Annotated in this window: 22 protein-coding genes and 3 tRNA genes; 12 read left to right on the forward strand and 13 right to left on the reverse strand. The window is 63.4% G+C overall.

The genetic code is table 11. The features are described from left to right. Positions 1-9 precede the first annotated feature (9 nt). Both DXK50_RS06225 and DXK50_RS06230 read right to left on the reverse strand, forming a co-directional pair. Positions 10-912 carry a 1-aminocyclopropane-1-carboxylate deaminase/D-cysteine desulfhydrase gene (locus tag DXK50_RS06225; protein ID WP_461818460.1) on the reverse strand — a complete coding sequence of 301 codons (903 nt, stop codon included), beginning with the start codon at positions 910-912 and terminating at the stop codon, positions 10-12. Positions 913-953: 41 nt separating this feature from the next. After that, the gene (locus DXK50_RS06230) at positions 954-2,321 is read right to left on the reverse strand and encodes a chromosome partitioning protein ParA (RefSeq protein ID WP_212629708.1); all 1,368 of its coding nucleotides are present in this window, start codon (positions 2,319-2,321) and stop codon (positions 954-956) included. 563 nt (positions 2,322-2,884) lie between these two features. Between DXK50_RS06230 and DXK50_RS06235 the strand changes: the two genes are divergently transcribed. Next, a complete protein-coding gene (locus DXK50_RS06235) occupies positions 2,885-3,838 on the forward strand; it encodes a TAXI family TRAP transporter solute-binding subunit (protein ID WP_212629709.1) in 954 nt (317 codons plus the stop codon). Positions 3,839-3,846: 8 nt separating this feature from the next. On the opposite strand, the gene DXK50_RS06240 is transcribed toward DXK50_RS06235, so the two are convergent. Continuing rightward, on the reverse strand, positions 3,847-4,278 hold the full coding sequence (locus DXK50_RS06240; protein WP_143502116.1) for a nuclear transport factor 2 family protein: 432 nt from the start codon (positions 4,276-4,278) through the stop codon (positions 3,847-3,849). 65 nt (positions 4,279-4,343) lie between these two features. Then, positions 4,344-6,377 carry an NADPH-dependent 2,4-dienoyl-CoA reductase gene (locus tag DXK50_RS06245; RefSeq protein WP_212629710.1) on the reverse strand — a complete coding sequence of 678 codons (2,034 nt, stop codon included), beginning with the start codon at positions 6,375-6,377 and terminating at the stop codon, positions 4,344-4,346. A gap of 202 nt (positions 6,378-6,579) precedes the next feature. Here DXK50_RS06245 and DXK50_RS06250 point away from each other — a divergent pair, with 202 nt between their 5' ends. Both DXK50_RS06250 and DXK50_RS06255 read left to right on the forward strand, forming a co-directional pair. Further along, positions 6,580-7,602 carry a carbon-nitrogen hydrolase family protein gene (locus tag DXK50_RS06250; RefSeq protein WP_212629711.1) on the forward strand — a complete coding sequence of 341 codons (1,023 nt, stop codon included), beginning with the start codon at positions 6,580-6,582 and terminating at the stop codon, positions 7,600-7,602. Continuing rightward, entirely contained in the window at positions 7,599-8,690 is a 1,092-nt protein-coding gene (locus DXK50_RS06255; protein ID WP_212629712.1) for an AraC family transcriptional regulator, read from the forward strand. Before DXK50_RS06250 ends, DXK50_RS06255 begins: the two co-directional genes overlap by 4 nt. A gap of 168 nt (positions 8,691-8,858) precedes the next feature. Here DXK50_RS06255 and DXK50_RS06260 read toward each other — a convergent pair. The 4 genes from DXK50_RS06260 to DXK50_RS06275 all read right to left on the reverse strand — a co-directional run bounded on the left by DXK50_RS06260 (position 8,859) and on the right by DXK50_RS06275 (position 9,790). After that, positions 8,859-8,935: transfer RNA gene (locus DXK50_RS06260), tRNA-Asp, on the reverse strand. Between the two features lie 108 nt (positions 8,936-9,043). Beyond that, positions 9,044-9,120 (reverse strand) — tRNA-Asp (locus DXK50_RS06265). Between the two features lie 32 nt (positions 9,121-9,152). Further along, positions 9,153-9,228, reverse strand: a tRNA-Val gene (locus DXK50_RS06270). Positions 9,229-9,316: 88 nt separating this feature from the next. After that, positions 9,317-9,790 (reverse strand): MarR family winged helix-turn-helix transcriptional regulator, encoded by a 474-nt coding sequence (locus tag DXK50_RS06275; RefSeq protein ID WP_161866951.1) that lies wholly within the window; start codon positions 9,788-9,790, stop codon positions 9,317-9,319. 108 nt (positions 9,791-9,898) lie between these two features. Between DXK50_RS06275 and DXK50_RS06280 the strand changes: the two genes are divergently transcribed. The 5 genes from DXK50_RS06280 (at position 9,899) to DXK50_RS06300 (ending at position 18,156) form a co-directional block, all read left to right on the forward strand. After that, positions 9,899-11,668 (forward strand): N-acetylglutaminylglutamine amidotransferase, encoded by a 1,770-nt coding sequence (locus tag DXK50_RS06280; RefSeq protein ID WP_212629713.1) that lies wholly within the window; start codon positions 9,899-9,901, stop codon positions 11,666-11,668. Positions 11,669-11,798: 130 nt separating this feature from the next. After that, positions 11,799-13,538: an N-acetylglutaminylglutamine synthetase gene (ngg, locus tag DXK50_RS06285; protein WP_161866953.1), complete on the forward strand. Its 1,740-nt coding sequence runs from the start codon at positions 11,799-11,801 to the stop codon at positions 13,536-13,538. 63 nt (positions 13,539-13,601) lie between these two features. Continuing rightward, positions 13,602-14,801, forward strand: a complete 1,200-nt coding sequence (locus tag DXK50_RS06290) for an osmoprotectant NAGGN system M42 family peptidase (RefSeq protein ID WP_161866954.1) — start codon at positions 13,602-13,604, stop codon at positions 14,799-14,801. A gap of 288 nt (positions 14,802-15,089) precedes the next feature. After that, on the forward strand, positions 15,090-17,840 hold the full coding sequence (locus tag DXK50_RS06295) for a hybrid sensor histidine kinase/response regulator (protein WP_212629714.1): 2,751 nt from the start codon (positions 15,090-15,092) through the stop codon (positions 17,838-17,840). A gap of 64 nt (positions 17,841-17,904) precedes the next feature. After that, positions 17,905-18,156: a YheU family protein gene (locus DXK50_RS06300; protein ID WP_212629715.1), complete on the forward strand. Its 252-nt coding sequence runs from the start codon at positions 17,905-17,907 to the stop codon at positions 18,154-18,156. On the opposite strand, the gene DXK50_RS06305 is transcribed toward DXK50_RS06300, so the two are convergent. The 3 genes from DXK50_RS06305 to ttcA form a co-directional block, all read right to left on the reverse strand. Continuing rightward, positions 18,146-18,817, reverse strand: coding sequence for a DNA-3-methyladenine glycosylase I (locus DXK50_RS06305; RefSeq protein WP_212629716.1), 672 nt, complete (start codon positions 18,815-18,817; stop codon positions 18,146-18,148). The genes DXK50_RS06300 and DXK50_RS06305 overlap by 11 nt on opposite strands. Before the next feature lie 142 nt (positions 18,818-18,959). Further along, entirely contained in the window at positions 18,960-20,033 is a 1,074-nt protein-coding gene (locus DXK50_RS06310) for a 3-deoxy-7-phosphoheptulonate synthase (protein WP_212629717.1), read from the reverse strand. 510 nt (positions 20,034-20,543) lie between these two features. Further along, positions 20,544-21,368, reverse strand: coding sequence for a tRNA 2-thiocytidine(32) synthetase TtcA (ttcA, locus tag DXK50_RS06315; RefSeq protein WP_013716338.1), 825 nt, complete (start codon positions 21,366-21,368; stop codon positions 20,544-20,546). A gap of 101 nt (positions 21,369-21,469) precedes the next feature. On the opposite strand from ttcA, the gene DXK50_RS06320 reads away from it, so the two are divergent. The 4 genes from DXK50_RS06320 to DXK50_RS06335 all read left to right on the forward strand — a co-directional run bounded on the left by DXK50_RS06320 (position 21,470) and on the right by DXK50_RS06335 (position 24,181). Beyond that, a complete protein-coding gene (locus DXK50_RS06320; protein WP_212629718.1) occupies positions 21,470-22,063 on the forward strand; it encodes a DNA-J related domain-containing protein in 594 nt (197 codons plus the stop codon). 166 nt (positions 22,064-22,229) lie between these two features. Continuing rightward, on the forward strand, positions 22,230-22,829 hold the full coding sequence (locus tag DXK50_RS06325) for a Yip1 family protein (RefSeq protein WP_161866960.1): 600 nt from the start codon (positions 22,230-22,232) through the stop codon (positions 22,827-22,829). Between the two features lie 134 nt (positions 22,830-22,963). Further along, on the forward strand, positions 22,964-23,626 hold the full coding sequence (locus DXK50_RS06330; RefSeq protein ID WP_161866961.1) for a Yip1 family protein: 663 nt from the start codon (positions 22,964-22,966) through the stop codon (positions 23,624-23,626). 60 nt (positions 23,627-23,686) lie between these two features. Next, the gene (locus DXK50_RS06335; RefSeq protein WP_212629719.1) at positions 23,687-24,181 is read left to right on the forward strand and encodes a SprT family zinc-dependent metalloprotease; all 495 of its coding nucleotides are present in this window, start codon (positions 23,687-23,689) and stop codon (positions 24,179-24,181) included. 28 nt (positions 24,182-24,209) lie between these two features. Here the strand turns inward: DXK50_RS06335 and DXK50_RS06340 are convergent, their stop codons facing one another. Both DXK50_RS06340 and DXK50_RS06345 read right to left on the reverse strand, forming a co-directional pair. Beyond that, complete coding sequence (locus DXK50_RS06340) at positions 24,210-24,617, reverse strand: lysozyme inhibitor LprI family protein (RefSeq protein ID WP_212629720.1); 408 nt, start codon at positions 24,615-24,617, stop codon at positions 24,210-24,212. Positions 24,618-24,672: 55 nt separating this feature from the next. Next, positions 24,673-25,854, reverse strand: coding sequence for a CaiB/BaiF CoA transferase family protein (locus DXK50_RS06345; RefSeq protein ID WP_212629721.1), 1,182 nt, complete (start codon positions 25,852-25,854; stop codon positions 24,673-24,675). Positions 25,855-25,919 lie beyond the last annotated feature (65 nt).

Raw genomic sequence — 25,919 nt, forward strand, 5'->3', positions numbered from 1 at the left:
CTCCGCTGGTCAGACCTGAGTGTAGTCGGCGTCTGCGCCCATCAGCGCCCGACGCCCCTGCAAGCCGCCAGTATGAATGAAGATCAGCCGACTGCCGCGCGCAAGTTGACCACGTTCGCAGAAATCGCGCAGCGCCATCAGCGCCTTGCCGGTATACACCGGCTCCAACGGCAGATCACAGGCACGTTCGGTGTGCAGGATGAACTGGCGCAGCGGCTCGTCGAACCGGGCAAAACCGCCGCGCGCGGCATCGACCAGTTGGTAATGCCGCTGCGCCTCACCGGCCGCCTCCAACAGCGCGGCGACCTGGGCAGCGACGCCATGGTCCCCCGGCACGGCCAGTGCACCGAACACGGTGCGTCGCCTCTCCCCCAGCACCACTCCGGCCAAGGTGGTGCCGGTCCCGGCGGCCAGCCACCAGGCATCGAAATCGTCCCAGCCGATTGTGCTCATCTGTATCTCGGCCATCTCCACCAGCGTGCTGCAACCTCGGGCACCCTGCAAACCCAGACCTCCCTCGCCTATCGCGTGAAAACCACTGTAGCGTTCCAGCCAGGGCGCCCAGAAATCCGGCTGATGGCGCGCGCGATAACCGCCATAACCCAGCCAGTGCAGCTCCATACCCATGCGCTGTAGATCATCGACGGTCGGCGTTCGTTGCGCCTCACCGCGCAGCAAACCGACGGTAGCGAAGCCGAAGCGCTGCCCGGCGGCGGCCAGCGCATGCAAATGATTGGAGTGTGCGCCGCCGAGGCTGATCACGCCCTGCGCGCCTGCGGCAGCGGCCTGCTCTAGATAGGGCGCGAGCTTGAACCATTTGTTGCCGGACACCAGTGGATCGACGCGATCGAGGCGCAAACAGGCGAGCTCGACGCCGGCAGCCTCGAGCCAGGGCAGCTTTACTGGGTGCAATGGCGCCTGCGGGCGCCAGCAGGGAATGTGTACCTGCAAAATCAGCTGACGGTACGCAAACGGCTACTCGCCTTGTGCCGCGTACAGCAGTTCGAATCACCCAGCGTGAAACGACTGGGCGTATCGACACGGTCGATGGGAATGGCGCAGCGTTCTCCACTGGGCAAGGTGGCATCGCAGCTGGGCTGCTGATAATGCGCCAGCCAGTGGCGGTACTGTTCTTCGGAAACGAAGCATTTGGCTGCGGCGTAGGCCATGGGGTTGTACTGATAACGGGCAACATCCTGCAGCGCAATGGTCAGGTGCCCGGCGCCGGGATGGTACACCACGAACACCACGCCGAGTTTGGCCAAGCGCTCCAGCACCTGGTCTGCGCCCTGACTGGCAAAGGCATCGCGCTCACGCTTGAGACGCTCGATCTCCGCCTGCTGCTGAGCGTCCAGCTCGTTGCGATAGGCCAGTTCCACGTCGCGAATGGCGATCTGTTCCTTGTACTCGGCAACCGCCGCGGCGACTTTCGCCTTCAGCTCGCTGTCGAACTGGGCGCGCAGGATATCGCCTTCGGTGCGCCCGTGACGCTCCAGGGCACGCAGCTGCTGGGCCATTTCCTCACGGCTGCTCTGGAAGCTTTCCGCCTGTGCCGCCAGCTGCGCCTTGAGACTGGCGTTGAGTTCCTCCTGCTGGCGCAGCGCCTGATGCAGGCCATGCAGCTGCGCCTGCAGATGCTTGCTCTGCTCCTCACTGGCCAGCTTGAGTTTGGCCAGTTCTTCCTCATGCTGCTGGGTCAGGCTGGTGATACGCAGGCGCTGCTGCTGAATCAGCTGCGCGGTCTTGGCGCGGTGCTCCTGGTCCATCTTTTGCGCCAACTGGTCAGCGACTTCCTTGGCCGGATCTGGCGCATACCATTTGTCTTCGGAGGCCACCTGCAAACGTTCGGCAACCACCGCCTGGGCGCTGTCGTCCTCGACCAGCAGGCCGAGCTGATTGCGCTTGACCGCATCACGCAGCAGCACCAGATCGTTCTGCCCGGGCGCCAGGCTCGGGTCCCACAAATGCATCTGGTGCCAGGACACCGGGCATTGGCTGCGACAAGCCAGGCGAATCGGCCCGGCACCGAGATCCGGGCCTCGGCCGGCGCGCTCGGCCAGATGCTGCAGAGGAATGTTCCAGCCCTTGTCGGGGCGACCGTCCTCGTCGAAATCCAGCAAGAAGAACACCGCGGACCTGACCAGCAGGCGCGGGTTGATCGCCACGAATACCGCACGCATCTGCTCGTCGGCGAACTCGGGCATGTTCACCACACCGTCGAGCAAGGCTTCGAACTCAGGGAACATCATCTGTTTGCAGATACCGCGTTCACTGAAGAACATCACGGCTTCCACCATCTGCGGCTTGTTCTGCATGCTCATCGAAGGCCCTCTGAACCAACGGGGGATATGCGCGTACGACATCGATCGCCAAAGCCCATCCTGCTTTGGCGATTGATGCCGTCCCTGATCGGTCAGGCAAGTCTAGGGGAAAACCCGCCCCCAGCAATGTGACTGGGTTGGCACTCATTCTGCGAGCCAGGCCGGATAGGCGCACCGCTGACGCCAAAATGTGATGAGAGCGCTAAGTTCCGGGGCGACCATTGCTCGGTGCCTGGCCTACCTGGCACGGGCCAATCGGCGGATTTCTGCCACCACGACCCGACCAGACAAGCGAATTTCCGCCTAGAGAAGCCAGCTGCGAAATCCGCACCCGCTCTGCAACGGCATTGCGACAACCTGGCACGTCACCTGCTCGTCATACATCCCCCACGCGCCCGTTGCGCGACCGGACTGATAAAAAAGACAAGAGGTCAGCCATGCTCCGCCATCGTTTCACTGCCAATCCTTCCCGCTCACTGCACCTGGCGAATGCCTGTCCCACGCCTGCATAGCCCTGCGCTGACTCGCTCAGCTCGAAGAACAACAATAACGGAGAATTCACCATGCGCTTAGCCAAACGGCTTGGCCTGCTCGTCGCTGCCGCGATCCTGGTCAACAGTCCCAACACTCATGCCAACCCAACCTCGATCAACATCCTCACCGGCGGCACCAGTGGCGTGTATTACCCGCTGGGCATGAGCCTATCCGACCTCTATGGCGAGAACATCGAAGGCTCGACCACCAGCGTACGCGCCACCAAGGCCTCGGTGGAGAACCTGAATCTGCTACAGATCGCCCGTGGCCAGCTGGCCTTCGCCCTTGGCGACTCGGTGGCCGACGCCTGGAAAGGCAACGAGGACGCCGGCTTCAGGGCACCGCGTGACCGCCTGCGGGCCATTGCCGGCATCTACCCGAACTACATCCAGATCGTCGCCAGCCAGGCGTCAGGCATCCGCAGTCTGGAAGACCTGCGCGGCAAGCGTATTTCCGTCGGCGCCCCGCGCTCGGGCACCGAGCTCAATGCCAGGGCCATCTTCAAGGCCGCAGGTCTGAGCTACAAAGACATGGGGCAGGTCGAGTTCAAACCCTATGCCGAGTCGGTGGAACTGATCGAAAAAGGCCAGTTGGACGCCACCCTGCAGTCGGCCGGTCTGGGCATGGCGGCCATTCGCGAACTGGCCGAGCGCATGCCGATCACCTTCGTGGCCATTCCGGAGCAGGTGGTGTCACGTATCGGCGGCGCCTATCAGCCAGGCATCATCCCGGCCGGCACTTACAAGGGGCAGGCCAGCGACGTGACCACGGCGACCATCACCAACCTTCTGGTGAGCCAGACCAGCGTTTCCGACGACCTGGCCTATCAGATGACCAGGCTGCTCTTCGAGAACCTGGGCCGCCTGGCCGAAGCTCATCCGGCCGCCAGGGACATCCAGCTGGAGCGGGCAACCAATGGCCTGCCGATACCGCTGCATCCCGGTGCCGAGCGCTTCTACCGTGAAGTGGGTGTCCTCAAATAGGGCGCGCCTCAGCCCTTGGCTGCGGCGAGAAAAGGCGCGAGGCGCTGAGCCATTTCCGCGCCGAGGGCCTGCAGCCCGCTCATTGGGCGCACCATGACCTCGAACTCGACGATCCGCCCCGACTCGTCGAAACGAATCATGTCGATGCCCTTGAGCTCGCGCTCGCCCACCCGTGCGGAGAACTCCAGCACGACATTGAGGCCATCGGCCGAGGCCAGCTCCCGGTGATAGGTGAAATCCTCGAACACCTTGAGCACCGTATTGAGGATCAGATTAACTGCCTGCGCGCCCGGATAAGGCGTATGCGCCATGGGCGAACGAAACACCGCCTGCGGATGTAGCAGCTCAGGCAAGGCGCTCAGGTCCCTGGCCGCGACGAACTGGTGCCAGCGCGCCAGGCTGGCGGCGGCGGATGGGTTGAGTTGAGCATCGAGCGACATGGGCTTCTCCTTGTTATTGTCAGCCACTAAGCAGACGCCCCGCATAAGGCGGGGCGTCGGTTCGATCAGAGTTCGGCCGCCAGGCGCGAGCCCTGGTTGATCGCGCGCTTGGCATCGAGCTCGGCGGCGACATCCGCGCCACCGACCAGGTGCACGCGCTGACCTGCGCTTTCCAGCCCTTCCTGCAGCTCGCGCAGCGGATCCTGCCCCGCACAGACGATCACGGTGTCGACCGGCAGCACCTGCTCATCGCCACCGGCGATGCGGATATGCAGGCCGGCATCGTCGATCTTCAGGTACTCGACACTGTTGAGCATCTGTACGTTCTTGTTCTTCAGCCCGGTGCGGTGAATCCAGCCGGTGGTCTTGCCCAGACCATCGCCAACCTTGGACTTCTTGCGCTGCAGCAGGAACACCTGACGCGCCGCCGGGTGCGGATGCGCCTGTACGCCAGCCACGCCACCACGCGCTTCGAGGGAGGTATCGATACCCCACTCCTTCCAGAACTCGTCACGATCGAGACTGGTGGCCTTGCCCTGGTGAGTGATGAACTCGGAGACGTCGAAGCCGATACCACCGGCGCCGATCACCGCCACCGTCTGGCCGACCGGCTTGCGCTCGAGAATCGCGTCCAGGTAGCCGATCACCTTGGGATGCTCGATCCCCGGAATATCCGGAGTACGCGGGGCGATGCCGGTGGCCAGGATGATTTCGTCGAAACCGCCCGCCACCAGGTCATCCACCGACACGCGGGTATTGAGGCGCACGTCGACACCGGTGGTTTCCAGCTTGCGCTTGAAATAGCGCAGGGTCTCATAGAACTCTTCCTTGCCCGGCACGCGCTTGGCCACGTTGAACTGGCCGCCGATCTCGCTGGCCGCATCGAACAGGGTCACACTGTGGCCACGCTCGGCAGCGACGGTGGAAGCAGCGAGGCCGGCCGGGCCGGCGCCGACCACGGCGATCTTCTTCACCGTGGTGGTGGGAATGTAGTTGAGCTCGGTCTCGTGGCAGGCGCGCGGGTTGACCAGGCAACTGGTCAGCTTGCCGCCGAAGGTGTGATCCAGGCAGGCCTGGTTGCAGCCGATGCAGGTGTTGATTTCGTCCGCGCGGCCTTCGGCGGCCTTGTTGACGAAGTCCGGGTCGGCGAGGAAGGGGCGCGCCATGGACACCATGTCGGCATCGCCCTCGGCCAGCACCTGCTCGGCCACTTCCGGGGTGTTGATGCGGTTTGTGGTGATCAGCGGGATGTTCACCTCGCCCTTGAGCTTGGCGGTGACCTTGGTGAAGGCCGCGCGCGGTACCTTGGTGGCGATGGTGGGGATGCGCGCCTCGTGCCAGCCGATGCCGGTGTTGATCAGGGTAGCGCCGGCCTGTTCGATGGCCTTGGCCAGCAGGACGATCTCGTCCCAGGTGCTGCCGCCTTCGACCAGGTCGAGCATCGACAGGCGATAGATGATGATGAAGTTCGGCCCGACCGCCTCACGCACGCGGCGCACGATCTCCACCGGCAGGCGCATGCGGTTATCAAAGCTGCCGCCCCAGCGGTCGGTACGGTGGTTGGTGTGAGCGACCAGGAACTGGTTGATGAAGTAGCCTTCCGAGCCCATCACTTCGACGCCGTCGTAGCCGGCCTGCTGGGCCAGCGCGGCGCAATTGACGAAGTCGGCGATCTGCTTCTCGATGCCCTCCTCGTCCAGCTCGCGCGGCTTGAACGGGTTGATCGGCGCCTGGATGGCGCTGGGGGCCACGGACTTCGGGCTGTAGGCATAACGCCCGGCATGCAGGATCTGCATGCAGATCTTGCCACCGGCCTCGTGCACGGCCTGGGTGACGATCTTGTGCTTCTCCGCCTCCTCGACCGTGCTCAGCTTGGCCGCGCCAGCGTACACGCCGCCCTCCTCGTTCGGGCCGATACCGCCGGTGACCATCAGGCCAACGCCGCCCCGGGCACGCTCGGCGAAGTAGGCCGCCATGCGCTCGAAGCCGCCCGGCTTCTCTTCCAGGCCGGTGTGCATGGAGCCCATGAGGGTGCGGTTGCTCAGCGTGGTGAAGCCGAGGTCGAGCGGGGCCAGCAGGTGCGGGTAACGAGCAGTCATGGAAATCTCCACATCGCGGTGCAGTTCACGGATTGCCGCGGTCTCATGGTCACGCGGTCGGTTATGGAGCCAGACGATAAAGAGGCCGCCAGCCAGGCTCAATGATCAAAAGTGACAAGATAATGATCAAAAATAGCAACATATCTTGGCAGCACGGCTCGACCGACCTAACCTGCACCGCAATCCAACCGAACACCCTGAAATGCGCCTACTGATCACCCTTCTGCTCTCGCTGACTCTGCTAGCCGGTCTCGGCAGCTACGCCCACTGGATCGAACAGCGCCCCAGCAGCCATTACCTGTCCGATCTGCGCAGCCAGGTCGCGCTCGATATCGGCCAGCCGGGCCCACGCGGCAACCTGCTGGGCATCCAGCCGGAGCTGTTCGCCGCCGACTATCAGAGCCTCGCGCGCCTGCGCCTGAAACTCGCTGCCTATCTGGACCACGCCCGTGACCAGGGCCTGCTCAACGAGCGCACCGTCGTCGTGCTGCCCGAGCATATCGGCACCTGGCTTTTGGCCGTGGGCGAGAAGGAAGCGCTACACCGCGCCGCCGAACGCCAGCAGGCCATGCGCTGGCTGGTGGCGACCAACCCCATGGATTTTCTCGGCGCGCTGCTGAATGCGGGGAGCGAAGCGCGCCTGGACGACGCCATGCTACGCACCAAAGCGAAATCGATGGCGCATGACTACCAGCAGCTGTTCGGCGACCTGGCCCGCGACTACCAGATCACCCTGGTGGCCGGCTCGATCGTCCTGCCCGAGCCTCGCGTGGAGCTGGGTCGCCTCGAAGTCGGGCGCGGGCCGTTGTACAACACCAGCCTGGTATTCGACCGGGCCGGCAACCCGTTGGGCCAGCCACAACGCCACACCTTCAGCGCTGCCAATCTGAAAACCGCAGCGCCGGCGACCCTGCAGGTGCTGGATACCCCTGCCGGCCGGCTTGGCGTGCTGCTGGGCGGCAGCATCGGTCAGTTGCAGAACGAAGCGCTCAATGGCGACGCCGCCGAACTTCTGGCCATGCCCAGCGACCTGGATGGCCAGAGCGACGATGCCGAACTCGGCGAGCGACTGCAGGCCCACGGCATTCGTGCGGCAATGAAAGTCCATCTGCGCGGCAGGCTGTGGGAACGCAGCGGCCAGCCTCAAGCCCTGGCGTTCGATGCCGGTCGTAGCGAACGAGGCTCGGACGAGCGCGGCGCGCAACTGATCAACCTCTGGTTATGAAAACCTCTCGCGTTCGTCTCGGCGACCTTTCCGTCGGCTTCACTCTGGCGCTGGCCGATGCACTGCGCGCCAAAGGCCGGCCGCCCGAGCCGCTGTTCGAGCAGTTCGGCCTGGATGCCGCCCGTCTGAGCGAACCAAGGGCGCGCCTGTCGATTCCCCGTTTCATGCGCCTCGGCCACAGCGCCATAACCTTGTGCGGCGATCCGGCATTGGGCCTGGACATGGGTCGCCACAGCCATCTGAGCCAGATCGGCCTGGCTGGCATCTGCGCCATGCAGGCGCCGGACCTTCGCGAAGCAGCGCGCACCCTGACCCGATTCGAACCGCTGTACGCCGCCAATTATCGAGGCCGTTCCGGTTTTCGCGAAGACGCCCGCGGCGCCTGGCTGCACTTCTATTCCATCAGCCCGTACAACGCCTATAACCGCTTCGTGGTGGATTCGGTGCTGGCAGGCTGGCAGACCAACCTGGGCCAGGTGGTCGATCGCACCATCCTCCTGGAAAAGATCGAAATCGAATTTCCAGCGCCGGACTATGGCGAGCGCTACGAGGCGCTGTTCGGCTGCCCGGTAGAGTTCAGCGCTGGCGCCAACCGCCTGCGCCTGAGCAATGAAACCCTGGCGCTGCGCAACCCGCGGCATTGCCCCGGCACCTGGCGGCATCTTGTGGAGTTATGTGAACGCGAACTGGAGCAGCTGACCCGCACGCGAAGCCTTCGCGAACGGGTGATCCAACTACTCGGCCCATTGCTGCACGGGCACGAACCGGATCTGGATGAAGTCGCGCGCAGCCTGCACCTGCCGAGCTGGACGCTACGGCGCAGGCTAACTGAGGAAGGCACGCAGTTTCGCAGCATCCTCAACGATACCCGCCGCGACCTGGCCACGGCCTATATCCGTGACACCGAGCTGGCCTTCGGCGAGATCGCCTACCTGCTCGGCTTCGCCTCGGCCGAAGCCTTCCAGCGCGCCTTCAAACGCTGGCTGGGGCAAACGCCGGGCGACTATCGTCGCGCACAGCGCAGGGCGAGCGGTGAAGCTCAGAGTTCGGTGGCGTCGTCTTCGACATCAGCGTCGGACGCGTCCTGAACGAGGGCATCGCGCTCGAGCAGCTCTTCCTGATAATCGTCCATCGGGCATTCTCCTGGGTCATTTCGCCTGATCGATAGCAAGCTACTTTGCCCGCATGAAGACAAGATGACGAAAAGTCGCAGGCAAAGAAAAACCCGCTGATCTTGCGATCAGCGGGCTTCTATATGGCGCAGCGGACGGGACTCGAACCCGCGACCCCCGGCGTGACAGGCCGGTATTCTAACCGACTGAACTACCGCTGCGTGTCGGCTGGACTTGCGTCCAAAGAACTCTTGAAACTCTGTAGCATCCGATGGCGCCCTTACGGGCCTTGCCATCTCGAACCGAGCCAAGCTCGATCCGGGAAATAATGGCGCAGCGGACGGGACTCGAACCCGCGACCCCCGGCGTGACAGGCCGGTATTCTAACCGACTGAACTACCGCTGCGCGTCGGCCGGACTTGCGTCCGAATTCGCTAATGGTGGGTGGTGACGGGATCGAACCGCCGACCCTCTGCTTGTAAGGCAGATGCTCTCCCGGCTGAGCTAACCACCCATGTGCCTTAGCGAGGCGCGCACTTTATGCAGGTGGCGAAGCTAAGTCAACACCCTGCTTGAATTTTTTCTGAAAAAAGCGCGTCGACTCAGTCCATCTCGCCGCACAGCTCGGCGGCCCTCAGCAACGCCGCCGTCAGATTGTGGCGCTCCCAATCGGCCAGCACGGCAAAACGCTGGTTGAACTCCGGCGGCATCAGTGAAGGCGCCTGCTGAATCAGCTCGCGGCCCGCATCACTTATCAGCAGCCATTGCCTTCGACGATCCTGATTGTCGCGCTGGCGCTGCAACAACCCATGCTCCTCAAGGCGATCGAGCAAACCGGAAAGCGTCGCGGCCGTCAGGCTGACGCGGCTGCTGAGTACGCTGGCAGTCATGCGAGTCTCGCTGGCCAGTACTTGCAGGACCATCAACTGCATGGGGGTCAGACCGCCAAAACGGGCCAGACGCTTGGCGTGCACTTCCCCCGCCTGCTGCAGACGCCGCAGCGCCTGAAATAGTGGCATTTCAAAGGCCATGACAGATGACAGATCTATTTCAGCAGGAACTTTTTTAGCTTCCATAAACACCAATCCTTAACCACCATTACTTTGACATGAAAGCATTTTCTTGTTTTGGTGTAAAAGGCTCGGCCACGAGCCACTCCCCAACGGCAACACCGGTAAGGAACTATGTGCGGAATAGCTGGAGAACTACGTTTTGATCGACGCCCCGCGGACCTGGCGGCAGTCGAACGCATCACCCATCATCTCGCCCCTCGCGGCCCCGACGCCCACGGTTTTCATAGCCAGGGCCCCGTCGCCCTCGGCCACCGCCGCCTGAAGATCATGGATCTGGCCGAAGCTTCGGGCCAGCCGATGATCGACAGTGATCTCGGCCTGTCGATGGTGTTCAACGGCGCCATCTATAACTACCCCGAACTGCGCAGCGAATTGGAAGCGCTGGGCTATCGCTTCTTCTCCGGCGGTGACACCGAGGTACTGCTCAAGGGTTATCACGCCTGGGGCGAAGCCTTGCTGCCCAAGCTCAACGGCATGTTCGCCTTCGCCGTCTGGGAACGCGACGCACAGAGCCTATTCATCGCCCGCGACCGCCTCGGCGTCAAACCGCTGTACCTGTCACGCACCGGCGAGCGCCTGCGTTTCGCCTCGTCGCTGCCAGCCCTGCTGCAGGGTGGCGATATCGCCAAGACGCTCGATGCCGTCGCCCTCAATCATTATCTGAACTTCCATGCCGTAGTGCCGGCGCCGCGCACCATCCTGGCGGGTGTTGAAAAACTGCCGCCGGCCACCTGGATGCGCGTCGATGCCGACGGCAAGATCGAGCAGAAGACCTGGTGGACCCTGCAGTTCGGCCCGCAAGGCGATGAAGCGGCGTACGGCCTGGAAGAATGGCGCGACCTGACGCTGGAAACCATGCGCGAAGCCGTGGCCATTCGTCAGCGTGCCGCCGTGGACGTCGGCGTGCTGCTCTCCGGTGGCGTCGACTCGAGCATGCTGGTCGGCCTGCTGCGCGAAGCCGGCGTGGAGAATCTGCTGACCTTCTCCATCGGTTTTCAGGATGCCGGTGGCGAGCGTGGCGACGAGTTCCAGTATTCGGACCTGATCGCCCAGCGCTTCGCCACCCGCCACCATCAGCTGCGTATCGGCGAGCATGAGATTCTCGACCAGCTGCCGCAGGCCTTCCGTGCCATGAGCGAGCCGATGGTCAGCCACGACTGCATCGCCTTCTACCTGCTCTCGCGCGAAGTGGCCAAGCACTGCAAGGTGGTGCAGAGCGGCCAGGGCGCCGACGAACTGTTCGCTGGCTACCACTGGTACCCGCAGGTCGATGGCGCCAAGGATGCCTTCGCCGCCTACCGCGCCGCCTTCTTCGATCGCGAGCACGACGAGTACGCGGCCTGCGTGCAACCCGCCTGGCTGACCGGCGACATGGCCGGCGAGTTCGTTCGCGAGCACTTCGCCATGCCGGGCGCCGACGCCGCAGTGGACAAGGCGCTGCGCCTGGACAGCACGGTGATGCTGGTCGATGACCCGGTCAAGCGCGTGGACAACATGACCATGGCCTGGGGCCTGGAAGCGCGCACACCGTTCCTCGACTACCGCGTGGCCGAGCTGTCGGCGCGTATCCCGGCACAGTTCAAGCTGCCTGAAGGCGGCAAGTACGTGCTCAAGGAAGCGGCGCGCAAGGTCATCCCCAGCGAGGTGATCGACCGGCCCAAGGGTTACTTCCCGGTACCGGGTCTCAAGCACCTGGAAGGCGCCACCCTCGGCTGGGTGCGCGACCTGCTGCTCGACCCCAGCCAGGATCGTGGCCTGTTCAACCCGAACATGCTCGACCAGTTGTTGACTAATCCAGAGAGCCAGCTCACCCCCCTGCGCGGCTCCAAGCTGTGGCAGTTGGCGGCGCTCAACCTGTGGCTGAGCGAGCAGGGTCTGTAACTGAGACGGAGCGGCCTTTTGGCCGCTCTTGCAGGATCAATGGTCGTAGCCCGGTAAAGCCGGGATTTGTCGCGACTCAATGACGATCCGGCTCAGACCGGACGTAGTGAACACGGACAGGGACTATTCCATGCGCTCCACTGCCTTCAACCAACGCCTGCTGCGCGGCCAGACGCCCTCCTACGAGCGTCTGCAAGCGCGCCTGGCCGAAGACCACGCCAGCCAGCCAAGCCAGCCGCAGGCCATCCATTGCGGCTGGGGCCGCTTGCTGATCGGCCATACTTACCCGGACCCCACCGTGCTGGCCGAGGCGCTGCTCGCCGAGCAACCCGGCGAGCGCGATATCGCCCTGTATGTCGCCGCACCGCACCAGGTGCTGGCCCATGCGCCGCAGCAACTGTTTCTCGACCCTTCCGACACGCTGCGCCTGTGGTTCACCGACTACCGTCCGGCACGGCGCATTTTCCGGGGTTTTCGCATTCGCCGGGCGCAGAACGAGGCAGACTGGCAGGCCATCAACTGCCTGTATCAAACCCGCAACATGTTGCCGATCGACCCGGCCAAGCTCACGCCCTACAACGAAGGCGGCCCGACCTATTGGCTGGCGGAGGATGAAGACAGTGGCGACGTGATCGGCAGCGTCATGGGGCTCAACCACCAACGGGCCTTCCGCGACCCGGAAAACGGTAGCAGCCTGTGGTGCCTGGCAGTAGCCCCCCAGTGCAGCCGCCCTGGCGTCGGTGAAGTACTGGTGCGTCACCTGATCGAGCACGGCATGAGCCGCGGGCTGAGCTATCTTGATCTGTCGGTGCTGCACGACAACAAGCAGGCCAAGCGCCTCTACGCCAAACTGGGTTTTCGCGAGCTGCAGACCTTCAGTCTCAAGCGCAAGAACGGCATCAACCAGCCGCTGTTCCTCGGGCCGGGCCCGCAGGCCGAGCTCAACCCTTACGCACGCATCATCGTCGACGAGGCGCTGCGCCGCGGTATCGAGGTGCAGGTGGACGACGCAGAAGCCGGGTTGTTCACCCTCAGCCACGGCGGTCGGCGCATCCGCTGCCGCGAATCGCTGTGCGACCTGACCAGCGCCGTGAGCATGACCCTGTGCCAGGACAAACGCCTGACCCACCGTGCCCTCTCGCGCGCCGGTCTAAGCGTGCCGGCCCAGCGTCTGGCCGGCAGTGCGGAGGACAACGCCACCTTCCTCGCCGAGCACGGCTCGGTGGTGGTCAAACCGGTTGACGGCGAACAGGGCCAGGGCGTGGCGGTAGACCTGCGCACGCCGGGTGAAGTGCAGGAAGCCATTGAGCGCGCCCGCGTGTTCGACCAGCGCGTGCTGCTGGAGAGCTATCACGAGGGGCACGATCTGCGCATTTTGGTGATCGGCTACGAAGTGGTGGCTGCCGCCATTCGTCGCCCGGCCGAGATCCTCGGCGATGGTCGCCATAGCATCGGCGAGCTGATCGATGCCCAAAGCCGTCGTCGTCAGGCTGCCACCGGCGGCGAAAGCCGCATTCCCAAGGACGCCGAAACCCTGCGAACCCTGCACGGTGCCGGCCTCGACTACGACAGCGTATTGCCGGCAGGCCAGCGCCTGGCGGTACGCAAGACAGCCAACCTGCACACCGGCGGCACCCTGGAAGACGTCACCGCGGTTCTCCATCCCGCTCTGCGCGACGCGGCAATCAAAGCCGCGCGAGCCCTGGAAATCCCGGTGGTCGGCCTCGACCTGCTGGTGCCGGCGGCCGACCAGCCCGACTACGTGTTCATCGAGGCCAACGAACGGGCCGGTCTGGCAAACCACGAGCCGCAGCCGACGGCCGAGCGCTTCGTCGACCTGCTGTTCCCGCTAAGCCAGGCAACGAGCTGAACACTCTCCCACCGGCCCTCTCCCGCACACGGGAGAGGGGCAATCCGAATGCGAGGAGCTTGCATGCAACAGTTACCCGAACCTGATCTGGACTACCTGCAGAAGGTACTGCTGGAGATGCTCGCCATCCCCAGTCCTACCGGTTTCACCGACACCATCGTGCGCTACGTAGCCGAACGCCTCGAAGAGCTGGAAATCCCCTTCGAGCTGACCCGCCGCGGCACCATCCGCGCCACCCTGCGTGGGCGTCAGAGCGAGTACGAACGTTTCGACCGTGCCGTTTCCGTGCACCTCGACACCATTGGCGCCATCGTCCGCGAGATCAAGGACAACGGCCGTCTCGGCCTGGCGCCGGTGGGCTGCTGGTCGAGCCGCTTCGCCGAAGGCAGTCGCGTCAGCCTGTTCACCGACAACGGCGTGATTCGCGGTAGCGTGCTGCCGCTGATGGCCTCCGGGCACGCCTTCAACACCGCCGTCGACACCATGCCGATCAGTTGGGACCACGTCGAGCTGCGCCTGGACGCCTACTGCGCCACCCGTGCCGATTGCGATTCACTCGGCGTTTGCGTGGGTGATTTCGTCGCCTTCGATCCGCTGCCGGAGTTCTCCGAAAGCGGGCATATCAGCGCCCGTCACCTCGATGACAAGGCTGGCGCCGCAGCGCTGCTGGCGTCACTCAAGGCGATTCGCGATCAGGGCCTGCAACCGATGATCGACTGCCACCCGCTGTTTACCATCACCGAGGAAGTCGGCTCCGGCGCCGCCGCTGCCCTGCCCTGGGATGTCAGCGAGTTCGTCGGCATCGATATCGCACCGGTCGCACCGGGCCAGCAATCCAGCGAACATGCGGTCAGCGTGGCCATGCAGGACTCCGGCGGGCCCTACGACTATCACCTGTCACGTCAGTTGCTGCGCCTGGCTGCCGAACAGGAGGTGCCGGTGCGCCGTGATCTGTTCCGTTACTACCACAGCGATGCGCAATCGGCCGTCACCGCCGGCCATGACATTCGCACGGCACTGCTGGCCTTCGGCTGCGACGCCACCCATGGCTACGAGCGCACCCATATCGACAGCCTCAAGGCCTTAAGCCGCCTGCTCACTGCCTACATGATGAGTCCGCCGGTATTCGCCAGCGACGCCCAGCCGGCCCAGGGTTCGCTGGAGCGTTTCAGCCATCAGTTGGAGCACGATGCACAGATGGAAAGCGACACCCGTGTTCCTCCCGTGGACAGCCTGGTTGGCCAACATGATCGCGACGCTTGAAGGCTGCGACACATAGAGGCAAAGTGACGCGCAAGGACCCAGGGGAGCTTCAGCTCCCCTTTTTATGGCCAGCGTTCGCGGTCAGCTACCCTAAGGATGTCGCCACGTGACGTTACAAAGGAACGACTCCCGCTCTGCTGAACGGCCCTTTGAAAAGGCTTTTAGCAAGCCGAGCTAGGATCAGGTCGAGAAACGCGCGGTGCGTGGCGGTGCACGGACATTTCAAGGCTGTTTTCAACGCAGCACGGCCACGCGCAATGATTTGCAGACACTTTCTGAGGTTCACGGATGCCTCGCCTTCACCTGGTTTTGCTGCTGTTGTGGCTTGCCTGCCCGGCATGGGCCCTTACGCCTGCGCCGCTGGATAGCGACGACCTGCGCCTGTCTCTCGGGCCGTACACCGGTTACTACGAGGACGTGGGCGGTACCCTCAACGTCGAGCAGGTGCTGGCCCTGGATGATGACGACTTTCGTAAAGTCAGCGGCGAACATGCCAATCTCGGCAAGAATGCTTCGGTCTGGTGGTTCAAGATTCGCCTGGTCAATGCCTTGAAACATGAGGTGGGCGGCTACCTTGAAATCAATTATCCACTGCTCGATCACCTGCAGGTTCACCTGATCAACCCCGATGGCAAAAGCCTGCAACAGGAAAGCGGCGACACCTTCGCCTTCTCCCAACGGCCGGTGCAGGTGCGCAATTTCTGGTTCCCCATGCAGCTCGAACCCGGCGTCAGCACGCTGCTGGTTCGCGTGGAAACCACCAGCACGGTGTTCGTGCCGCTGTTCTTTGCCACTTATGGCGCAAGCGCGGCGGCGCAGGAGAATCTGATGGGTTTCAACGGCGCGTTCTACGGCGTGCTGTTCGCCATGTTCTGCTACAACCTGTTTCTTTATCTGTCGCTGCGCGAATCGGCTTATCTCTGGTACCTGGCCTACAACCTCAACGTTGGTCTGCTCGCCGCCTGCTTCGATGGCATGCTGTTCAAGTTGCTGCCCGAGCACGTGGCCTTGCAGTCGGTGAGCATCTATGTCCTCATGTACCTGCACTGCCTCACGGCCATCCAGTTCAGCCGCCATTTTCTTCACGCCCGACAGTACTTTCCACGCCTGGACACCTACCTGCGTCTGCTGATGCTGATCTGCGTCGGCTGCCTGCTGTCGGTGCCACTGATTGGCTTCGCGGCGTGGAACATCCTCGCCAGCGTCACCGTTTCCCTGGTCTCGTTGATCCTGCTGCTGACCGGCATCTATGTCTGGCGCCGCGGCGTGCGCTACGGCTCTTATTACACGCTGGCCTGGGCCATTCTGCTGTTCGCCTTCATCCAGGCCACTACCGGTTCGCTGGGGCTGGAAGTATTCGGCGTATTCGGCGCCACTGTGGTGAAGATCGGCGTGACCATTGAGCTGATCACCCTGTCCATCGGCCTGGCCGACCGCATCAACCTGCTCAAGGAAGAAGGCTTCCAGTCTCGCCGGGCAGCAGAGCAGGCAGCCTTCGAGAGCCAGGCCAAGAGCCGCTTCCTGGCCAAGATGAGCCATGAGATCCGCACCCCGCTCAATGGCGTGCTGGGCATGCTGCAACTGCTGCGTGAAACGCCGCTGGATCGCAGCCAGCGCTTCTATGTCGATACCATCTCCAGCTCCGGCAGTTCGCTGATGGCGGTGATCAACGACATCCTCGACTACGCCCGTATCGAGTCAGGCAAGCTCAGTCTGGAGCAGATCGAGTTCGATCTCGAGGACATGATTTCCGAGACCCTCAGCCTGTTCACCGGCCAGGCTCTGGACAAGCGCCTGCGCCTTTACGTCAGCCTGGAAAATGGCGTACCACGGCGCATTCAGGGTGACCCGACGCGGCTCAAGCAAGTGCTGATGAACCTGCTCAGCAACGCCCTGAAGTTCACCGCAGAAGGCCATGTGGCAGTCAGCGTCAGCCGCCGCAGCGACAGCCATGGTAAGCCGCACCTGATATTCGCCGTCAGCGACAGTGGCATCGGCATCAGCGAGCAGGCGCTGGCACAGTTGTTCGAATCCTTCGCCCAGGGCGACTCCAGCACCACGCGCCGTTATGGCGGCAGCGGTCTGGGGCTGGCCATCAGCAAGGAACTGGTGGAGATGATGGGCGGGCGGATCGAGGTACAGAGCACCCTCGGCCAGGGTACTCGTTTTGCCTTCGACATCCCCTTGCTGAGCGAGCAGGACGTGCCTGAAGAGCTCAACCGCCTGCTGGCGGGCCGCACCGCCCTGCTCGCCTCGCTCGATGGCCTTGGGCTGGATGCCATGAGCCGCCTGCTCGGTCGCTGGGGCATGCGCACCGAGCGTTGCCAGACACCGGAGCGACTGCAGGACTATCTGGAGGATTTCGCGGCGCCACCGCTGCTGGTACTAATGGCGCCCTGGCCAGGTGGCGTCAACCATTGGCTCGATTCAATCAGGCCAAAACTACAGGCGCAGCAGCGCGTGCTGCTGATCTGCCCGCCCGAAGCCTGTCCGCAGCTACCGGCGAGCCAGGGCCTGCGTCTGCAACACCTGGCCCAGCCGGTGGCGATCAACGCACTGCGTCAGGCACTCACCGGGTTATACGAAGAACCCCGGGCAAAGGTACATCAGTTGGTCAGAGATATGCGCAGCGACAACAGTAACGCCCCCTGCATACTGGTAGCAGAAGACAACCCGGTGAATCAGCTAGTGGTTCAGGGCTTCCTGAAGAAACGCGGCTACAGCGTGCGCCTGGTCACCAATGGCCAGGCCGCCGTCGATGAATACAGCCGTGACCCGGCTGCCGTGCATCTGATCCTGATGGACTGCGAGATGCCGGTGATGGACGGCTTCGAAGCCACCCGACAAATCCGGCGCCTGGAGCGCAGCCGCCAGCTCCCTGCAGTACCGGTTATCGCCCTGACTGCACACATCCTCGAAGAGCACCGCCAGCATGGACTGGATGCGGGCATGGACGATTTCCTCGGTAAGCCGCTCGATAGCGGCCTGCTTTACAGCACGCTGGAGCGTTTTCTGAAACGCCCCGGCAACCGCGCCTGAATAGACTCGCAGCCTGGCGCCCTCTGGCTCTATCATGGGCGCCAACAACCGGAGCCCATTCGCTGTGCTGATCCCCGCTCACCTGCTGCAAGCCGATACCCTTACCGCCCTGATCGAAGATTTCGTCACCCGCGACGGCACCGACAACGGTGACGAAACGCCGCTGGAAACCCGCGTACAGCGAGTACGCCGCGCTCTGGACAAGGGCGAGGCGGTGATCGTGTTCGACCCGGAAAGCCAGCAATGTCAGCTGGCGATGAAGCGTGACGTGCCCAGGGAATGGCTGGATGCCTTGAACGATGCCCTCAATGATTGACCGTATGCGCCAGCATCACCGATAGCTGGCACAGCGGCCGCCCGCTCTCGGCCTGCCACTGATTGAAGGCTGCCTGCACCGCGGCCAGATCCTTCTGACTGGTGGGCGCCTTGTCGATCACGCCCTGCGCCTTGAGTGCGGCGACCATGTCGTCGGTGGGAACGAAGGTATCCTTGCCCACCATGCGCAGAAAACGCGGCGCCGACAGTCCACCAAGCTGGTTGCCCTGCCTGGCCAGGTATTTCCACAACCCGACGATATCGGTCACCGGCCAGTCGGCGATCAGGGCGCCGAAGCTACCTTTCTCGCGGCGCATGTCGAGGATGAACTGGGCATTGCGCGGCACGCCCTTGAGCTTACCCAGGTGGCGGATCAGCCGCGCATCCTGCATCAGGTTCTCCAGACGCTCGGCCCCCATCAGCACGACCTTTTCCGGGTCGAAGCCGAAGAACACCTCCTCGAACGCCGGCCACTTGGCGTCCACCAGGCTGTGCTTGAGGCCGGCGCGGAAGATGCGCAGGCTCATCAGCGACAGATAGCGGTCATCGCTCAGCGCGCGCAACGCTGCATCGCTGCGCGGCTGCGGCAGCATGGCCTCCAGCGCCTTGGCCGAGCCGAAACGGTTGAGGCAGAACTCGTGCAGCCACTTGTAATCACGCATGAATCGAATCCTTCATGAAACGGATGACGAAGCCTGCACGCAGGAAGCACCACAGTTCAAGCCCAGTGGGAGCCCCGCCCCGGGGCGAAGCTCTTTGCCTGTACGCCTCAGGCCTGAGCACATTCGCCGCGAGGCGCGGCTCCTACAGCAAAACACCGCGCAAACGCTCGGCAGCCAGGCGCAAGGATGCTTCGGTGCCCTCCCAACCCAGGCAGCCATCGGTGATCGACACGCCATAACGCAGCTCGCCGGACAGCGCCTGGCAGCCGTCGAACAAATGGCTCTCCAGCATCACGCCACGCAGACTGATATCGCCAGACAGACGCTGCTCGATCACGCTGTCGAGCACCGCCGGTTGACGCAGCGGATCCTTGCCACTGTTGGCATGACTGCAGTCGACCATGATGCGCGGCGCGATACCCTGATGCAGCAGCGCCTGGCGCGCAGCGGCGACGCTGGCGGCATCGTGGTTCGGCGCGCCATGGCCGCCGCGCAGCACCAGATGGGTGTCCGGATTGCCGGCGGTGTGCAGCAGCGCCGGATGACCGAGGTCGTCGATGCCGAAATGCTGATGCGGATGCGTCGCCGAGCGCATGGCGTCACAGGCGATGCCCACGCTGCCGTCGGTGCCGTTCTTGAAGCCGACCGGCAGATCCAGACCGCTGACCATCTCGCGGTGCACCTGCGACTCGCTGGTACGTGCGCCAATCGCCGCCCAAGCGAGCAGATCATCGAAGTAACCGGCGGCCATGGGTTGCAGCAGCTCGCTGGCCAGCGGCAGGCCGCGCTCGAGAATATCCAGCATCAGCTGGCGCGACAGGCGCAGGCCTTCGGCCATGTCGCCGCTGCCATCCAGATGCGGGTCATACAGCAGCCCCTTCCAGCCCACGGTGGTGCGTGGTTTTTCCACGTAGGCGCGCATCACCAGCAGCAGCTGGTCGGCGACCTGCGGCGCCAGCTCGGCCAGGCGTTCGGCGTACTCAAGCGCAGAAGCGCGGTCATGCAAGGAACAGGGACCGACCACCACCAGCAGGCGCGAATCGCGGCCATCGAGCACGGCGCGGATGGCCTTGCGGTCGGCGGCGATACGTTCGGCAAGTACGGCGGATAGCGGCAGGCGCTGGCGCAATACGGCGGGGCTGGGCAGCGGCTGGGCGCTGCGGCGGGCGATGGTGGTGACAGGGCAAGCGAGTTGAGCGGAGACGGATGCATTCATGATCTGGCGGTTCCTTGGCCGGCGCGGCCTGCGCCGCGCGGCGCTAACTGAGTGTTCGTGGCAAAGGTTTCAGGGCGGTGGTGACGTTGCTAAATCGCCAGTCGTAGCGGTAGTTGCGGTAATAACGGTTCATCTGTGAGTCCTCGATCTGTGGCCATTTTCGGCCGAAAAAACAAAACCCCCGGTCGGGTTGCCGACCGGGGGTTTTCTGGAAAACGTCTCTGGTGGCGACCCTGGTGTCTCAGGCCGCCTGTGGGGTATCAGGCGCGCCTGTGGCTAAACCAATACCCAAAAAAATAATACGCTGCAGCCGCGACCGAATGCGCACGCGCCAACGCGGCGCGCGAGGCACCGGCTTGCAGCGTGGACAGGAGGTTGAGGCTGGCGGACATGAAATTCTCCAAAGCGATGGCCGAACCATACTCCAGGCCTTTGCGGCCTGGCAAGCGTCGCGGCTAAAGCCCCTCCCACATGCGACGCGACCGTGGGAGGGGCTTTAGCCGCGATGATTTACAGGCTCATCACATCGAGAAAGCGCGGCGTGGCGCTGTCGTCGATCTTCAGGCTCTTGAAGTCGAACAGGTTGCGGTCGGCCAGTTGCGAGGGGTGCACGTTCTGCAGGGCGCGGAACATGATCTCGACGCGGCCAGGGCTCTTGCGCTCCCACTCCTGCAGCATCTCCTTGACCACCTGGCGCTGCAGGTTCTCCTGCGAGCCGCAGAGGTTGCACGGGATGATGGGGAATTCCTTGAGCTGGCTGTAGGCCTCGATATCGGCTTCGGCGCAATAGGCCAGCGGGCGGATCACCACGTTGCGGCCATCGTCCGACAGCAACTTGGGCGGCATGGCCTTGAGCGTGCCGCCGTAGAACATGTTGAGAAAGAAGGTTTCCAGAATGTCGTCGCGGTGGTGCCCCAGCGCCATCTTGGTCGCGCCGATCTCGTCGGCATAGGTGTACAGGGTGCCGCGCCGCAGACGCGAGCACAGCGAGCAGGTGGTCTTGCCTTCGGGAATCTTCTCCTTGACCACCGAGTAGGTGTCCTTCTCGATGATGTGGTACTGCACACCGATGGACTCCAGATAGGCCGGCAGCACGTGCTCGGGGAAGCCGGGCTGCTTCTGGTCCATGTTCACCGCGACGATCTCGAACTTGATCGGCGCGACCTTCTGCAGATACAGCAGCACGTCGAGCATGGTGTAGCTGTCCTTGCCGCCGGACAGGCAGACCATCACCTTGTCGCCATCCTCGATCATGTTGAAGTCGGTGATGGCTTCGCCGGCCAGGCGGCGAATGCGCTTCTGCAGTTTGTTCTGGTTGACCGAAAGGGTGCCCATGGTGCGTCGAAATCCGAGGGGGTGGGAACGAAAGCGCAACATTTTACGCACAAAGGCGCCGCACCCCTACCCCGTTGACGGTTAAATGCTAGGCTCGGCCGATGAACGACGACCTCGACCCCAGCCAGGATCTCGCCGAGCAGGTGCTGCAATTATTGCAGAACGCTCCCGACGGTCTGGCCGAATACGCCCTGATCCAGCAGCTCAAGTCCCGCCACAGCGGCCATCTGCCCAACCTGCCGCTGACCGACAAGCTGGTGCTGTTTCGCACCCATTTTCTGCTGTTCAACGCGCTCTACCGCCTGCGTGACCGACTCTGGCAGGAGCAGACGCACCTGCTCGAGATCAGCCCGCTGTGCATTCGCCTGCAGCCCTATCAGGCCGGCAGCAGCGCGCTGAGCGAACGCGACGAGCTACGCGACTACTACCTGGACATGAGCCACCTGCAGAGCACCGACGAACGCGACGTGGAACGCCTGCTGACCAGCTTCTGGACGCGCATGCAGGGCGGCGACGAGAAGCAGGCCGCCTTGGAGCTGTTTGAACTCAACAACGAACGCCCGCTCGATTTGCCACGAATCAAGCAGCGCTACCGACAAATGGTCAGCTTGCACCATCCGGACCGAGGCGGCAGTACAGAGCGCTTGCAGTCGATCAACCTGGCGATGGAAATTCTTGAGCGCTATTACCACTGACGCCTAGAGAGCAATTTGCTCTAAAGCCAGACACCACGCCTGCCCCAGGCCCTGCCTATACTGCGGCATAAGGTCGCATCGATTTGGCCTGACACCCGGTGACGCTGTACACGCGTCCCGGGCGTTCGCTGGGGGGCGACCGTCATAAGAAAAGGAGGTGTCTGGCATGATCCACCACGTTTGGGGGCTCTTCACCCATCCCGATCAAGAATGGCAAGAAATTCGTGGCGAGGAAGAATCCATCAGCCACATGTACCTGACCCATGTTCTGATTCTGGCGGCGATTCCCGCCATCTCGGCCTATATCGGCACCACTCAGGTTGGCTGGGCAATCGGCGACCGAACACCCGTCATGCTTACCGAAGGCAGTGCGATGGTGATGACCATCATGTCCTACCTGGCGATGCTAGCCGGCGTGGCCGTGATGGGCGCCTTCATCCACTGGATGGCACGTACCTACGATGCCAACCCGAGCCTGACCCAGTGTGTGGTATTCGCTGCCTACACGGCGACGCCGCTGTTCATCGGAGGCCTTGCAGCGCTCTATCCGCATCTGTGGTTGGGCATGGTAGTAGGCACGGTCGCGATCTGCTACACGGTCTATCTGCTCTACGTCGGCATACCGACCTTCATGAACATCCCCGAAGATGAGGGCTTCATGTTCTCCAGCTCCGTGCTGGCAGTCGGTCTGGTGGTGCTGGTGGCGATGATCGCCAGCTCGGTAATCCTCTGGGGCATGGGCATCGGCCCGATCTACACCAGTTGATCGCGCTTGGCAGCAATCAGCAGGCCGCCCCCGGGCGGCCTTTTTGTTGCCTTACAGCTTGTAAGGAAATTGAGTTGAACCCTACGCCGTATTGGCTGCCCCAAATATAAAGGCAGTCAGCGGATGGACTTACCATGTATGCGAATCTCTACACCCTACTCACCCGCCCGGATCGTGCCTGGACGGCAATTCGCCAGGATGAAGAACGCAATAGCGCCAACTACCTGCCCTACCTTTTTCTGTTTGCCCTGCTGCCGGCGGTTTGTCTGTTCATCGGCACACACTGGGTGGGCTGGAGCCTGGTCGAAGAAGAGCGTATCCGCCTGGAGGCGATAAGCGCCTTGCAGTTAAGCGTACTGCTCTATGTGGCGACGCTGATCGGCGTCTTCATCATGGGCTATTTCCTGCGCTATATGTCGCGGACCTTCGAGGCCAGGCCCACGTTCAACCAGTGCATCGGTTTCATCGCCTATGCCTGCACCCCGTTCTTCCTCGCCGGCATCGCCGCGCTCTACCCCACCCGCTGGTTGGCGATACTGGTTCTGGCGGCAGCCTGCGCGCATACCTCTTACCTGTTCTATGTCGGCCTGCCGCGCTTCATGCGCATCGACAACCATCAAGGCTTTCTCTACGCCTCCTCAATGGTTGGCGTTGGCCTGCTGGTAGTTGTCACCATACTGGTCAGCACCATCCTGTTCTGGACCTACACGCTCCAGCCGGACTATCAGCGAACGGTCGATCAGGATCAGAGCCGCGGCACGCAGCAGGAGCGTATGCAACCGCCAGGAGACGAGTGATACCTGCGCAGCCGGGCTGCTTGCGGCATAATTCGCCCTCAGCCCGTACCTGCTCCAGTCATGCCCGAACAGATTCACGCCCGAGTCGAAGCCTGCTATCAGCAGGCGGAAGCTTTTTTCAAGCAACACTTCGCCCGCCCCGAGATCAGCTTCAAGTTGCGTGGTCAGAAGGCGGGTGTCGCGCATCTGACGGAAAACAAGCTGCGCTTCAACCTGCAGCTGTACCGCGACAACCACGAAGATTTCCTGCGCCAGACGGTACCCCACGAAGTCGCACACATGATCGCCCACCAGTTGTTCGGCCCGCGCATACAGCCGCACGGCGAGGAATGGCAGCTGATCATGCGCGGCGTCTACGAACTCCCGCCGCATCGTTGCCACAGCTACGAGGTCGAACGGCGCAAGGTTGCCCGCTTCATCTATCGCTGCAGCTGCGTGGATGGCGAGTTTCCCTTCTCCGCTCAGCGTCATGCGCTGGTGGCCAAGGGGCGCCGTTACTACTGCAGACGCTGCAAGGCGACCCTGCATTTCACCGGCGAGCATCGCCAGGAATGATCGGGCGCCAGCGCACCGACAGCGAACTCTACTCTTCGAATGTTTTCAGCCACTCGGTACGCGCACGCGCCTGCTGCGCATGGCACTCCGACTCCCAGAATCCGGTCCAGGGAGAGCCTTGCACGCGGTTGCGGGCGTACAGGCTGCAATCCTGCTCGCGCAGCTTGATCCATCGCCGCTGGGCATCGCGCAGCTCCGTGGCGAGCGCCGGCTCATACGCCTTGAGCGAGGCCATCACACGGTCGTAGGTGCCTTGCAGCTCCTGCTCGGCAGCCTTCCACAGCGGCCCCTGACACATGAAGGCGGCCATGGCGCTACCCTGCTGGCAGGGATCCTCCGAATCCTCGGTAGCATGCAAAGGTGTCAGGGCGAAGACCAAGCCCAACGCCAGGATCAAGCCCGGGGCACCTGGCGCCCTCCCGGTGATTCCTTTCATATCAACGCTCCGCTGCGATAAAGGCGCCCATCCTAAGCGGGCGCCATCGCACGCTTCAACCGAACACCCGTGCCTCGCGCAGCGCAGCGATTCGCTCGGCGTCATACCCCAGCTCGGCCAGCACCTGCTCGGTATGCGCGCCAACTGCCGCGCCCACATGCCGGGGCGGCGGCAAGCCCTCGGAGAACTTCAGCGGGCAGGCCAGTTGCGCCTGGGCCGGCAAGCCCTCGCGCGGGACCTCGACGACCAGCTCACGCGCCTCGATCTGCGGATGCCGTACCGCTTCGGACAATGGCAGCATGGGCTCGACGCAGGCGTCCAGCGCGGCGAAAGCCTCGCACCATTGCGCGAAATCGCGCTTCTCGAACTCGATTTCGATCTCGCGCTTGAGCGCGCGCTGATCCTCGGGCTTCGGCGACAGACCACGCGCCGCCAGCTCGGGCCGGCCAATGGCGGCGCAGAACTGCTGCATGAACTGCGGTTCCAGGCTGCCGACGGAGAACCAGCGACCATCGCGTGTGCGGTAGTAGTCATAGAAGCTGCCGCCATTGAGCGCCTGGTTTTCCATACCGGGTTCGACCCCACCGCCGAGATAACCTGCCCCAGCCATGCCATGCAGGCTGAAGGCGCAGTCGGTCATGCTCACGTCGACCTGCTGCCCCACACCGCTGACCTGGCGCTGCACCACGGCTGCGAGCAGGCCGATCACCCCATGCAGCGAGCCGCCAGCCAGATCCGCCAACTGCACGCCAAGCGGCAACGGGCCGCTGTCACGGCGCCCGGTATAGCTGGCGATGCCGGCCAACGCCAGATAGTTGATGTCATGCCCGGCGCGGTCACGGTACGGCCCGCTCTGACCGTAGCCGGTGATCGACACGTAGATCAGCCGTGGGTTGATCGCCTTGAGCGCCTCGTAGCCAACGCCCAGCTTGTCCATCACGCCTGGGCGGAACTGCTCGAGCACGATGTCGTACTCGCCCACCAGCTGCTTGACCACTTCCACGGCCTCGGGGCGCTTGAGGTCCAGGGCGATGCTGCGTTTGTTGCGGTTCAGATAGGCATGGCTGGTGGACGTTCCGCCATCATGCGGCGGCAGCACGCGCACCAGGTCCATACGCGTGGGCGACTCCACCCGCAGCACCTCGGCGCCCATATCGGCCAGCAGCAGCGAGGCGAACGGCCCCGGCAGCAGGGTGGAGAAGTCGAGAACCTTCAACGAAGACAGTGGGCCGCTCATGGCGTCTCCTGATAAGTGATCGGATGGCCCGCGACATGGGCGCATTTCTGAGCACCCGCCGAGCC

The sequence above is a fragment of the Pseudomonas sp. KB-10 genome, from assembly GCF_018221585.1.
In the GTDB taxonomy this organism is placed as follows: Bacteria; Pseudomonadota; Gammaproteobacteria; order Pseudomonadales; family Pseudomonadaceae; genus Aquipseudomonas; species Aquipseudomonas yangonensis.